The sequence below is a fragment of the Bacillus sp. F9_6S_D1_P_5 genome, assembly GCF_054823925.1.
This window is the reverse complement of the sequence record NZ_JBTREW010000022.1, coordinates 1-12,511: the sequence shown is the minus strand read 5'-3', so window position 1 is coordinate 12,511 and position 12,511 is coordinate 1. Positions and strand designations below refer to the sequence as shown.

At 35.4% G+C, this 12,511-nt stretch carries 11 protein-coding genes; 8 read left to right on the top strand and 3 right to left on the bottom strand.

Translation table 11 applies throughout. From position 1 onward, the window contains the following. Positions 1 to 22 precede the first annotated feature (22 nt). The 3 genes from gloA2 to aspA all read left to right on the top strand — a co-directional run bounded on the left by gloA2 (position 23) and on the right by aspA (position 3,411). Positions 23 to 409, top strand: coding sequence for an SMU1112c/YaeR family gloxylase I-like metalloprotein (gloA2, locus tag ACUXEY_RS22425; protein ID WP_166704591.1), 387 nt, complete (start codon positions 23 to 25; stop codon positions 407 to 409). Between the two features lie 107 nt (positions 410 to 516). Beyond that, the gene (locus ACUXEY_RS22420; protein ID WP_429602010.1) at positions 517 to 1,815 is read left to right on the top strand and encodes a hemolysin family protein; all 1,299 of its coding nucleotides are present in this window, start codon (positions 517 to 519) and stop codon (positions 1,813 to 1,815) included. 162 nt (positions 1,816 to 1,977) lie between these two features. Continuing rightward, positions 1,978 to 3,411 (top strand): aspartate ammonia-lyase, encoded by a 1,434-nt coding sequence (gene aspA, locus ACUXEY_RS22415; RefSeq protein WP_461301637.1) that lies wholly within the window; start codon positions 1,978 to 1,980, stop codon positions 3,409 to 3,411. 37 nt (positions 3,412 to 3,448) lie between these two features. Here aspA and ACUXEY_RS22410 read toward each other — a convergent pair whose 3' ends face one another. Beyond that, positions 3,449 to 5,068, bottom strand: a complete 1,620-nt coding sequence (locus tag ACUXEY_RS22410; protein WP_166704594.1) for an L-lactate permease — start codon at positions 5,066 to 5,068, stop codon at positions 3,449 to 3,451. An 822-nt stretch (positions 5,069 to 5,890) separates the two neighbouring features. On the opposite strand from ACUXEY_RS22410, the gene ACUXEY_RS22405 reads away from it, so the two are divergent. Next, positions 5,891 to 6,178: an ArsR/SmtB family transcription factor gene (locus tag ACUXEY_RS22405; RefSeq protein ID WP_000081429.1), complete on the top strand. Its 288-nt coding sequence runs from the start codon at positions 5,891 to 5,893 to the stop codon at positions 6,176 to 6,178. A 191-nt stretch (positions 6,179 to 6,369) separates the two neighbouring features. Then, positions 6,370 to 6,549, top strand: a complete 180-nt coding sequence (locus ACUXEY_RS22400) for an acid-soluble spore protein H (RefSeq protein ID WP_000382683.1) — start codon at positions 6,370 to 6,372, stop codon at positions 6,547 to 6,549. Between the two features lie 42 nt (positions 6,550 to 6,591). Here ACUXEY_RS22400 and ACUXEY_RS22395 read toward each other — a convergent pair whose 3' ends face one another. Together ACUXEY_RS22395 and ACUXEY_RS22390 are read right to left on the bottom strand one after the other, a co-directional pair. Continuing rightward, a complete protein-coding gene (locus tag ACUXEY_RS22395; protein ID WP_088313982.1) occupies positions 6,592 to 7,977 on the bottom strand; it encodes a peptide MFS transporter in 1,386 nt (461 codons plus the stop codon). Positions 7,978 to 8,358: 381 nt separating this feature from the next. After that, positions 8,359 to 9,324 carry an ABC transporter substrate-binding protein gene (locus ACUXEY_RS22390; RefSeq protein ID WP_166704596.1) on the bottom strand — a complete coding sequence of 322 codons (966 nt, stop codon included), beginning with the start codon at positions 9,322 to 9,324 and terminating at the stop codon, positions 8,359 to 8,361. Between the two features lie 172 nt (positions 9,325 to 9,496). On the opposite strand from ACUXEY_RS22390, the gene ACUXEY_RS22385 reads away from it, so the two are divergent. The 3 genes from ACUXEY_RS22385 to ACUXEY_RS22375 are packed head-to-tail and all read left to right on the top strand — an operon-like array spanning position 9,497 to position 12,390. Next, entirely contained in the window at positions 9,497 to 10,501 is a 1,005-nt protein-coding gene (locus tag ACUXEY_RS22385) for a FecCD family ABC transporter permease (RefSeq protein WP_098096025.1), read from the top strand. Then, positions 10,498 to 11,556: a FecCD family ABC transporter permease gene (locus ACUXEY_RS22380; protein ID WP_000760067.1), complete on the top strand. Its 1,059-nt coding sequence runs from the start codon at positions 10,498 to 10,500 to the stop codon at positions 11,554 to 11,556. Before ACUXEY_RS22385 ends, ACUXEY_RS22380 begins: the two co-directional genes overlap by 4 nt. A 12-nt stretch (positions 11,557 to 11,568) precedes the next feature. Beyond that, entirely contained in the window at positions 11,569 to 12,390 is an 822-nt protein-coding gene (locus ACUXEY_RS22375; RefSeq protein WP_429602008.1) for an ABC transporter ATP-binding protein, read from the top strand. Positions 12,391 to 12,511: the final 121 nt, after the last annotated feature.

Genomic DNA, 12,511 nt, shown 5'->3' with positions numbered 1-12,511 from the left:
TAAAGAAAGGAATAGATAGAGCATGAATATATGTAGAGTGCACCACGTTGCAATTATTTGTTCGAATTATGAAGCGTCAAAGGATTTTTATACTCGGATATTAGGTTTTAAAGCGATAAATGAAGTATATAGAAAGGAACGAGATTCTTATAAGTTAGATTTATGTGTAGGGGAAGAGTATCAAATTGAATTATTTTCATTTCCAAGTCCGCCTAATCGCCCAAGCTTCCCAGAAGCGGCTGGCCTTAGACATTTAGCATTTGCTGTTACAAATATTGAAGAGGCTGTGAAACATTTAAATCAATGTGGTGTTGAGACTGAGTTGATACGTATGGATGAAATAACCGGAAAAAAATTCGTCTTTTTCCAAGACCCTGATGGCCTACCTTTAGAATTGTATGAGGTTTGAAATTGGTGAATTTTATATAGGGTTGCTTTTGTGTAAATGAAGAAACTAAAGTGAAACTTCTTTTTTAAAGGAGGTGTAACTTTAGCTAAGAAAGCTAAAGGGTATATGTGGATATTATAAAATTATTGATGGTGGCCATCCTTATTGCATTAACAGGTTTTTTTGTAGCTGTTGAGTTTGCAATTATTAAGGTGCGTAGCAGTCGTATTGACCAACTCGTTAGTGAAAAACGACGTGGAGCATTGGCAGCTAAAAAAGTAACTTCGAATTTAGATGAGTATTTATCAGCATGTCAGTTAGGTATTACAATTACTGCTTTAGGGCTTGGGTGGTTAGGCGAACCGACTATAAAACATTTACTCGAGCCGTTGTTTTTAAAACTACATTTATCTCCTGCAATTGCAAGTACAGTTTCATTTATTATTGCCTTTGCAGTGATTACGTTTTTACATGTTGTTATTGGTGAGCTTGCTCCGAAGACGCTTGCTATACAAAGGGCAGAGCAAGTTAGCTTACTATTATCGAAGCCAATTATTTACTTTTACCGAGTAATGTATCCGTTTATTTGGGCTTTAAATGGTTCTGCAAGGCTTGTGACAGGGGTATTTGGATTACATCCAGCTTCTGAACATGAAGTTGCTCATTCGGAAGAAGAATTACGATTAATTTTATCCGAGAGTTATGAGAGCGGAGAGATTAATCAAAGAGAATTTAAATATGTAAATAACATTTTTGAATTTGATAATAGAGTAGCAAAGGAAATTATGGTGCCGCGTACGGAAATTGTAGGTTTATATGAGGACGAACCATTTGAAACACATATTAAAATAATTGCGCAAGAAAAATATACGAGATATCCTGTATTCGGTGAAGATAAAGATGAAATCATTGGGATGGTTAATGTAAAGGATTTATTTATTCGTTATATGGATGGTAATCGAGAGGAGGAATGCTCGATTACGCCATATACAAGACCAGTTATTGAAGTGCTAGAAAATATTCCCATACATGATTTGCTATTACAAATGCAAAGAAAACACATTCCATTAGCTGTGTTGTATGATGAATATGGAGGTACAGCAGGGATTGTTACATTAGAAGATATTTTAGAAGAAATTGTTGGAGAAATCCGAGATGAATACGATGAAGATGAACACCCGCCTATAGAGCATATAAGTGAAGGGTGTAAAATTGTAGAAGGAAAAGTGCTTATTAGTGAAGTGAATGATTTATTTGGCATCCACTTAATCGCTGATGATGTAGATACAATTGGTGGCTGGATTATGGTACAAAAGCAAATCGTTGCTGAAGGAGATATTATTGAGAAACATGGCTTTTCTTTTAAAGTTCTGGAAAAAGATATGCATCAAATTAAACGAGTAGAAATAAAGAAGGGAGAAGAATGATTTTCTATAAAAGTTATATATAGAAAATTAAATGTTTGCGCTTTCAAAAGAGGTGCTATATAGTGAAGGTGGATACTGAAAAATTCTTCTGCATGATACTCGTATTTTTAGAGGGCGAATTTTTTAGATAGGGATTTAGAATGAAAAGTATAGGTGATGAAAATGATAGCAACGAAGGATATACGTATAGAAAAAGATTTTTTAGGTGAAAAAGAAGTACCAAGTATAGCTTATTATGGTGTACAAACATTACGTGCTGTAGAAAACTTCCCGATTACAGGATATCGCATTCATCCGTCACTCATTACGGCAATGGCAATTGTGAAAAAAGCGGCGGCACTTGCAAATATGGATACTGGTTACTTAGCGAAAGACATTGGACATGAAATTGCAGAGGCAGCACAAGAAATTGTTGACGGGAAATTTCATGATCAATTTATCGTAGATCCAATCCAAGGCGGTGCTGGAACTTCTATTAATATGAATACAAATGAAGTAATCGCTAATCGAGCGTTAGAACGTATGGGATATGAAAAAGGCGAGTATGCAAAGATTAGTCCAAACACGCATGTGAATATGGCTCAATCAACGAATGATGCGTTTCCAACGGGAATTCATATTGCAACTCTTATGATGTTAGAAGAACTTCTTATTACAATGGAAGAACTTCATGCAGCTTTCCGTGTAAAAGCAAAAGAGTTCGATCACGTTATTAAAATGGGGCGTACACATTTACAAGATGCTGTTCCGATTCGTCTTGGACAAGAATTCGAAGCGTATAGCCGCGTGCTTGAGCGTGATATAAAGAGAATTAAACAGTCTCGCCAACATTTATATGAAGTGAACATGGGGGCGACAGCTGTTGGTACGGGATTAAATGCAAACCCTACGTACATTGAACAAGTGGTTAAACACTTGAGAACATTTAGCGGATTCCCACTTGTTGGTGCAGAGCATTTAGTTGATGCAACGCAAAACACAGATGCATACACAGAAGTATCTGCGGCATTAAAAGTATGTATGATGAATATGTCTAAAATTGCGAATGACCTTCGTATTATGGCATCTGGTCCACGTGTTGGATTGGCGGAGATTCAATTGCCAGCTCGTCAACCAGGTTCATCTATTATGCCAGGGAAAGTAAACCCTGTTATGGCAGAAGTAATCAATCAAATTGCTTTCCAAGTAATTGGTAATGATCATACAATTTGCTTAGCATCAGAAGCGGGACAATTAGAGTTAAACGTAATGGAGCCTGTACTCGTATTTAATTTAATTCAATCTATTAGTATTATGAATAACGGATTCCGTGTATTCCGTGAATATTGTATTAAAGGAATTACAGCAAATGAAGAATTGCTGAAGCAATATGTGGAGAAGAGTGTTGGAATTATTACGGCAGTAAACCCTCATATTGGTTATGAAGCAGCATCTCGTATTGCGCGTGAAGCAATTGAAACAGGGAAATCTGTTAGGGAGTTATGTTTAGAACATGGTGTACTGACAGAAGAAGAATTGGATATTATTTTAGATCCGTTCGAAATGACACATCCTGAAATTGCTGGTGCTTCTTTATTAAAGAATAAGAAGATGTAATGTGAAAAAACACCGATCCATTTGGATCGGTGTTTTTTTAAAAGATATTAAATACAGCGTTTAATTGAAGTAAGCTAATGATAGCTAAGAAGATTAAGCTGTATTTCATTGCTGTTTTAAATAGGACAGATTCTTTACCAACTAGTCCAACTGCTGCACAAGCAACTGCTACAGATTGTGGTGAAACCATTTTTGCCATTGTACCACCTACTACGTTTAATGCAACAAGAGTAGAAGGAACGATGTTTAATTGATCTGCAGTTACTGCTTGAAGCGGTGCAAATAATGAACCACTTGATACCACTGATCCTGTAATGAATACGCCAATCCATCCTAAGATTGGAGAAAGAACAGGGAATGCATTACCAGTAGAAGAGAATGCAAGTCCAAGTGTAGATGACATACCAGAGTAGTTCTCTACGTAAGCTAAAGCGATAACGCTACAGATTGTATATACTGGAGCTTTTAGTTCTTTTATTGTTTCAACCATTAATTCTTTAACCATTTTTCCTTTTACGCGGTATACGATAAGTGAAACGATAATTGCTAATACGATTGCAGTAGTTGTAGATGAGAATACATCAAACTTGAAAACAGCTGCGAAAGGTGTATCGGCTTTTGTAATTGGTGTAGTTTTCATAACAGCATTATGAAGACCAGGGAACTGAATGTTAAATACTAAGTTTGCTAGTGCGCCATCCGGAGCAAATAAAGCTTTAATTGGTTTTAAATTAAAGATTGTTACGAATGCAGTTAAGAATACGAATGGAGACCAAGCATATAGAATTTGATTGAATGTATGAGATTCTTTTTCTTCTTGTTTTTCTTCTTTAGTAGAAGATTTTGGCTGCCAAACACGTAAGAATAATGCAAGAGAGACCATACTTACAACAGCTGCAAAAATATTAGTAAGTTCTGCACCTAAGAAATAAGTTACGACGAACTGAGTAATTGCGAAAGAAACACCACTTACAAGAATACCTTGCCAAGTTTCTTTAATACCTTTAATTCCATCGACCATTGAAACAAGTAAGAAAGGTAAAACAATACTAATGAATGGTAAAATAAGAACAGTTTGACGACCGATAGTTAATGCGTCTAGCTCAGTTAATTGTGCTGGTACTGTAACTGGGATACCCATAGCACCCATAGCACCACCAGCGATGTTTGCTACTAAACAAATACCTGCTGCTTTTAATGGATTAAAGCCCATACCTACAAGTAATGCAGCTGTAATAGCAACTGGAACCCCTAGCCCAGCTGCGCCTTCTAAGAAAGCACCGAAAGAATAAGCGATTAATAATACTTGTAAACGTTGGTCATTTGTAATGCTTGAAATACTATCACGAATGACATTGAATTGCTCTGTTTTAACAGTTAATTTATAAAGGAAAATTGCTGCGATAACGATAGTACAAATTGGATAAAATCCAGATAAAACACCGAATCCGGCAGATGCTACAGCTACTGTTGCTGGCATTTTATAAACGAATATAGCAAGAATAATAGCGACGATTACACTGTAAAGACCAGCGATATAACTTTTCATTTTCAGTCCCATTAAACAAATGATGAAGCAGAAAATTGGAAGTGCTGCGATTAGTGCAGATAACCAAATATTGTTTAATGGGTCATAAATTTGTGTCCAAGTACTCATAATAATGACAACTCCTATCTATTTTATGTGAAGAAATTCACATTATTTGTGAAACTATTCACAATCAACTTACATGCTTAGTATATTCTCCTTCAACACTATTGTCAACGTAAAAAAGTATAATTATTCCATAATAGTGTTAAAAGAAATACTTTGTTCATAAAGTAGACAAAAAGCCCGTTTAAATAGATTTGAGCGGGCTAAATAAATTATTTACATATTCTTTTCTTTTATTATTGATCTTACAAATCTATATTAGAAGCTGTCTTTGGATCAAATAGGGAAGGATACAGAAGTATTTAATATTTGCTAGGTTGGTATAGCTTGTCCTATTTGATCAAGTCCGAAAGGGGACAGTGAATACATTTAATAGGAAGTATTCCGTCACAGTTCAAGCTATTAAATACGAATTAAAAAGCAATAAGTTAATTTTTAATGTTACGGTATCTTTTTTTACTGAAAATTCCTTTTAGTGTAACAAAGAGGTTAAATATACTCCAACTACTTTACGAAAGGTTATCAATTATAGATGGTATTTTACGATATCATTACTGCACGTTGCAATGAGGTGAAAATATAACAAAAAGCCCGATAAAACAACGTTTGCAAGCAAAGTATTTGCAGTTCGCTATTTTGCTTTTTCGTTATATCATATAGTATAATATTCAAAATCAGCAAGGAATTTTTCCTGAGTTCTTTGTTGGTTAAGATGGAAAAAATTTTCGGCTTTATAAGTTGATAAAGTTATGTCGTAACAGGAAATATAAGAACAGATATATAAATAAATAAAAAGAAAATAAAAACGAAAATGAGGGGAACTTTATGAGCCAAAATCAATTCGAATGTCGTATTTCAGAAGAAGATGTACAAATGTTAAGAGCGCTAGCGCATCCGTTACGTTTACGCCTAGTAATGGAACTAATGCAACGAGGAACTTGTAATGTAACACAATTACAGGAAGTGTTAGAAATTCCGCAATCAACTGTTTCGCAACATTTAACGAAATTAAAACAAAATAAAGTAGTACGCTTTGAACGACGAGGGTTAGAAGTGTATTATCAAATTCATAATGATAAAGTAAGTGAAGTAGTAAAAACATTATTTTCTTAAAATTTGAATATTATGGAAAAAGACGTGTGGGATATACGTCTTTTTTTATTTGTCAGAAAGGTGATATGAGAGTAAATGTTAGCATGTAAGGACGAAAAGGCTATTAATTAACATGTTGTTTTATGGAATATATTCTAAAGGGAAAAGAAAAGATAGAAAGGAGTGTAGTAAGTAAAAGGAGGAATAGTAGAATGGATGTAAAACGTGTGAAACAAATTTTATCTTCTTCAAGTAGAATTGACGTTACATATGAGGGCGTACCAGTATGGATTGAGAGCTGTGACGAGCAGAGTGGAGTTGCTCAAGTGTATGATGTATCTAATCCTGGAGAAAGCGTTCACGTGAACGTGACGGCTTTAGAGGAGAAGTAATAGAAAAGACGCTTCTAATTTTAGAAGCGTCTTTTTTATTTGTTATTCCATCATACTTGCAACTTTTTTAGAGCAGAGAAGAAGTACAACTCCTAGGACGATAACGATAATACCAATACTTGCAAATACTTCAAGATAGCCTAATGATTGTGTAAAGGAAGCAAGTTTACCAGCTAACCAGTTAGCCATACCTGAACCAGCTAACCATACACCCATTAGTAATGATGCTAATTTAACAGGTGCAATTGCACTTACCATTGATAGACCGATTGGTGATAAGAATAGTTCGCCAATTGTATGGAACATATAAGTGATAACGATGAATAATAAGTTTGCTTTAACAGTTATATCAGCTTCACTACTTCCAGTTTTTAGAACCGCTAATGTTAAAACAAGGTAACCTATACCTAGTAAAATCATACCAAATGCCATTTTTGTTGGTATTTTTAAATCGCCACGCTTTGATTTAGAAAGTTTTAACCATAGCATAGATACGAATGGTGCAAGTAGTACGATGAACGCTGGATTAACGGATTGGAACCAAGATGTTGGAACTTCCCATCCAAAAATTGTACGATCAACAAATTTATCTGTATAAAGTGTTAAAGAACTACCAGCTTGTTCAAAGCCTGCCCAGAAGAATACTACGAAACAAGTTAAAATTACAATTGCCCAAGTGCGATTTTTTTCTTGTTTTGTTAAAGGTTTCTTTTCGATTGCAGGTTGATTTTTTGTTTTTTTACCAACAACTGTTGTTCCTGCTGTACCAAGGTAGCGAGGAGCTAATAAGTTGAAAACAATTTGTCCAATAATCATACCGATACAAGCTGCTAAGAATCCGTATTTATATCCCATAACCATAACGCCATCAACGCTTGTTTTAAAGAAATCTTCTGCTAAAAATCCACAAATAAGTGGAGCGAAGAAAGCACCTACGTTAATACCCATATAGAAGATAGTAAATGCACTGTCACGGCGTGAATCATTTTCACCATACAATTCACCTAGCAGTGTAGAAATATTTGGTTTGAAGAATCCATTACCAATAACTAATAGTATTAATCCAAGGAATAGTCCTGTTTTTGTATTCATGGAGAATAGTACAAAGTTTCCGATTGCCATAATAATTCCACCGAGAGTAATGGCATGACGTCTTGTGATATAATGATCTGTTAGCCATCCGCCTATAATTGGCATGAAATATACTGCCGCTGTAAAAGTACCATATAATTGCACTGCGACTGCCTTATCAAATCCTAACCCGCCACTAACAGCAGCAGTTGTTAAATAAAGAACTAAAAGGCCACGCATTCCATAATAACTAAATCTTTCCCACATTTCTGTTAAGAACAACAAGTACAACCCTGGTGGATGTTTTTTTGGTGATTGTTGCTCTCCAGCTTTGTCTAATTTTAAAGCTGCATCCATTTTTGTTTCCCCCTAATCCTGTATAACGGATATTTATGTAATCATTTTAATTTACAAAATATTTAGAAGTCAATAGAATTATATGGAAATAGAAAGAAAATTTCTAAAAAGGTTCTATTTTTCTTCAACCGTTATTGTATTTTGCCCTGAAAACACAATGATAAGCGTTTTCAAATGTAATAATTGAATTCTAAAAGAAAATAAAATAAAGACTAATCAGAAAATTTAGATTAAAATATTTATTCTGATATAGAGAAAATATATTCTATTTACTTTTATAATATAACATATTGGGAATAAAAATACAAAACGAAATAATGTGACATTTAAGTGAATTGAAAAATAACCAGCTCCATAGAAGGGGAGCTGGTTAGGGAAATATTATTTAACAAAGCGTTTTTCGATATCATCTAATAGTAGGTTAGCAGCCATTACACCACCAGCTGTATTCCAAATAACGTCATCAACTTTGTATGCTTTACCATTTTTCACTGCATTTAAATTTTTAAATAGCGGATCATTGATATATTCTTTTTCTAATTCAGAGCCTTTTTTCTCGTTTCCTTTATCGAATGTGAAGTAGAATAATACGTCACCATCCATTGCAGAAATACGTTCTTTAGATACGTTACGCTCTGCGAAGTCATCTTTATTTTGATCACCAGGACGTTTAAATCCAAGTTCTTTTAAAATAACACCAGAGAATGTATCACCATGATAAATACGAACATCACCAGGCATGAAGCGAACCATAGAGATTTCTTGATTTACTTTATCACCTAGTTTGGCTTTTAAATCTTTCATACGTTTATCGTAATCAGCTAAAACCTTTTGACCTTCTTTTTCTTTATTTAATGCTTTTGCATAAAATTTGAAGTTATCTTTCCATTCACCGCGTAGCGTTTCAGAGAACACAGTAGGTGCAATTGCTTTTAGTTGCTCGTACACTTTTTCGTGACGCATTTTGTTACCGATAATTAAGTCTGGTTTTAAAGAAGCGATTGTTTCCACATTCACTTGTCCTTCATCACCAACAACTTTTACATCTTTCATTTTATTTTTAATATGTGGATACCATGGATCACCAGTCCAAGATTTTACAGCCCCAACTGGTTTCACACCTAGCTCAAGTACAGCTTCAGTTCCTTCATTTGTTAAAATAACTACACGTTTTGGATTAGCAGGAACTTCTGTTTTACCCATTGCATGTTCCACAGTAATCATTTCTTTTTTCGTATCTTCTTTTGATTCTTCTTTCGTATTTGATTTTCCACAAGCACTTAAAAGTAATGAAAAGGCTAGTAAAAATACAAATACTGTAAACGATTTCTTTCGCATGAAATTCATTATGTACCCCCTACATATTGAGAATTTTTTTCAATAGCAAGCATGATATTAAGCCTTTATCTTTGGATTGTCAATACATACGGTTGAAAATAATTCTCATTTCCGTTGACAATGAGAATTAAGTTGAAATACACTTACAACGTATCATTATACATTGAAGGGGAAACGCTGCATGTTATTAAAAACAAATCGAGCAAAATGGATTGGATTATTTGTTGGGATCATTGCAGTCATTACTTGTATTTGGGGAAGTATTATTTTCGGATATACAAATACGAGCTGGAAATTAGCGTTAGATGCTTTTTTTCATTTTAATGGTTCCAATGAGCATATTATTATTCAAAATGTGCGTCTACCAAGGGCATTAATTGCAGCTAGTGTTGGTGCTAGTTTAGCCATTGCAGGTTGTCTTATGCAAACTTTAACGAAGAATCCACTTGCTTCTCCGGATTTTATTGGATTAAATTCAGGTGCTGCTTTCTTCATAGTTGTAGCAATTGTTCTTTTTTCCGTGACATCATTATCAGCTTTCACGTGGATTGCCTTCTTAGGGGCAGCAGTTGCAGCTGTATTTGTATTTGCTTCTAGTTCTTTAGGAAAAGAGGGGACAACGCCTCTTAAATTAACATTAGCAGGGGTCGCAATTAGTGCGTTATTTTCATCATTAACACAAGGATTACTTGTTTTAAATGAAAAGGCGCTTGAAGAAGTATTATTTTGGCTTGCCGGATCTGTGCAAGGAAGAAAGTTAGAAATTTTACAATCTGTATTCCCATATTTATTAATAGGCTGGATTGCATCTATTATGATGGCAGGGAAAGTAAATACATTGATGATGGGGGAAGATGTTGCAAAAGGACTTGGGCAACGAACAATTTTAATGAAATCATTCGTGTTACTTATAATTGTTTTGTTATCTGGTGGTTCAGTTGCGGTCGCTGGTCCGATTGGGTTTATTGGAATTATTACCCCGCATTTTGCCAGATTTCTTGTTGGGGTCGATCACAGATGGAGAGTACCGTATAGCGGCTTGTTAGGCGCAATACTATTAATCTTAGCTGATATAGCAGCAAGATATGTCATTATGCCACAAGAAGTACCTGTAGGTGTTATGACAGCATTTATTGGTGCACCGTTCTTTATTTATATTGCACGTAAGAGAGGGCTTAGCAAATGAAGAAGTATATTCCGTTTCGTATAGGAAAAGGCGGGCTCTCGTTTTTAATGTATAAACGAGCTTGTCTCGTCTTATTCAGTTTATTAGTTGTTTTAATAGGATTATTTTTTGCGAGTGCAGGTATGGGAGACATGAAAATTGCTCCTTATGATGTATGGCAAGCGATCACTGGAAATGGCGATGCGATGTCAAATATGGTTGTAAATAAGTTTCGTATGCCGCGTATTTTAATTGCCATCCTTGTAGGAATTGCACTTGCTGTAGCAGGATGTATTTTACAAGGTCTCGTTCGAAATCCACTAGCTTCTCCTGATATTATCGGGATTACAGGTGGTGCAAGTGTTGCTGTTGTATTATTTTTAGCTATATTTAGTGATAAAAATAATGCGCTAACTGTAAGCATTCATTATATGCCGTTAGCAGCTTTTGTTGGGGCAACGATTGTAGCACTTTTTGTATATTTATTTGCATGGAGAAATGACGGATTATCACCGATTAGTCTTGTTTTAATTGGTGTTGGCTTTTGGGCATTAACGAAAGCGGCAACGACTTTGTTTATGTTGTTAGCGCCAATTTACCAAGCGAGTCAAGCGAATGTATGGATTACAGGCACCGTTTACGGGTCTTCATGGCAAAACGTTATGGTGCTTGCGCCGTGGGTTCTCATTTTAACGGTAATATCATTTATAGCTGCTAGACATTTAAATGCGCAAGAGCTAGGGGATGATATTGCGGTAGGACTTGGTGTCCCTTTAACGAAGTCACGCATATTCATGTTATTACTTAGTACAGCTTTAATTGGTGGAGCAGTTGCCTTTGCCGGAGGAATTGGATTTGTCGGTTTAATGGCCCCTCATATTTCACGAAGACTAGTTGGTTCTTTATACGGTGCATTACTCCCAGTTGCGGCAATCGTTGGTGCAATTTTAGTACTTGCTGCAGATTTAATTGGGCGTACGGTTTTCACGCCACTTGAAATTCCAGCAGGGGTATTTACATCAGCAATTGGTGCACCTTATTTTATTTATTTACTTTATAAAAGTCGGAATTCATAAAGGGAGATGAATATGCAAAAAGCATTGGAAACGAAACGTTTGACATTGTCTTATGGTGAAACAATTATTATTGATGAGTTGAATTTAGAAATTCCAAAAGGCGAAATTACAATCTTTATCGGTTCTAACGGTTGCGGGAAATCAACATTATTGCGCTCACTAGCTAGATTACTAAAACCAACAACTGGTGACATTTTATTAGATAATCAAGCCATTCAAAGTATGCAAACGAAGCAAATCGCTCGTCAAATGGCAATTTTACCGCAAGGACCGCAAGCACCAGAAGGGCTTACAGTATTGCAACTTGTAAAGCAAGGACGCTATCCATATCAAACATGGCTGAAGCAATGGTCAGAAAAAGATGAGGAAATGGTACAAAAAGCCCTTGCAGCAACAGGTATGACAGAATTTGCTGAGCGTGATGTGCATGCTCTTTCAGGTGGACAACGACAACGTGCTTGGATTGCAATGACGCTTGCACAAGATACAGATATTATTTTATTGGATGAGCCTACTACCTATTTAGATATGACCCACCAAATTGAAGTGCTAGATTTATTATTCGAATTAAATGAAACAGAACAAAGAACAATTGTTATGGTATTACACGATTTAAATTTAGCATGCCGTTATGCAGATAATATTGTAGCCATTCAAGATAAACAAATATATGCACAAGGTAAGCCAGAAGAAGTAGTAGATGAGAAACTAGTACGTGATGTATTCCGAATGGAATGTCAAATTAGTACGGATCCGTTATTTGGGACGCCACTTTGTATTCCGCACGGAAAAGGAAGACGTGTACGTAGAGAGGTTGCTCAGGCAATGAGATAAATAAAAAAGACGATGAGAATTCATCGTCAGAGTGTTGGGAAACCCTGAAGGGGTTCCCAACACTCCGGAATCTTTTTTGATTTTAGTGAAAGAAAACAATATAAAATCATAGAATTTAGAA

Bases quoted from the DNA above. Each gene is read 5' to 3' on its own strand.
- gloA2 (WP_166704591.1), top strand. From the start codon at position 23: ATGAATATATGTAGAGTGCACCACGTTGCAATTATTTGTTCGAATTAT.
- aspA (WP_461301637.1), top strand. From the start codon at position 1,978: ATGATAGCAACGAAGGATATACGTATAGAAAAAGATTTTTTAGGTGAA.
- ACUXEY_RS22410 (WP_166704594.1), bottom strand. From the start codon at position 5,068: ATGAGTACTTGGACACAAATTTATGACCCATTAAACAATATTTGGTTA.
- ACUXEY_RS22405 (WP_000081429.1), top strand. From the start codon at position 5,891: ATGAGCCAAAATCAATTCGAATGTCGTATTTCAGAAGAAGATGTACAA.
- ACUXEY_RS22400 (WP_000382683.1), top strand. From the start codon at position 6,370: ATGGATGTAAAACGTGTGAAACAAATTTTATCTTCTTCAAGTAGAATT.
- ACUXEY_RS22395 (WP_088313982.1), bottom strand. From the start codon at position 7,977: ATGGATGCAGCTTTAAAATTAGACAAAGCTGGAGAGCAACAATCACCA.
- ACUXEY_RS22390 (WP_166704596.1), bottom strand. From the start codon at position 9,324: ATGAATTTCATGCGAAAGAAATCGTTTACAGTATTTGTATTTTTACTA.
- ACUXEY_RS22385 (WP_098096025.1), top strand. From the start codon at position 9,497: ATGTTATTAAAAACAAATCGAGCAAAATGGATTGGATTATTTGTTGGG.
- ACUXEY_RS22380 (WP_000760067.1), top strand. From the start codon at position 10,498: ATGAAGAAGTATATTCCGTTTCGTATAGGAAAAGGCGGGCTCTCGTTT.
- ACUXEY_RS22375 (WP_429602008.1), top strand. From the start codon at position 11,569: ATGCAAAAAGCATTGGAAACGAAACGTTTGACATTGTCTTATGGTGAA.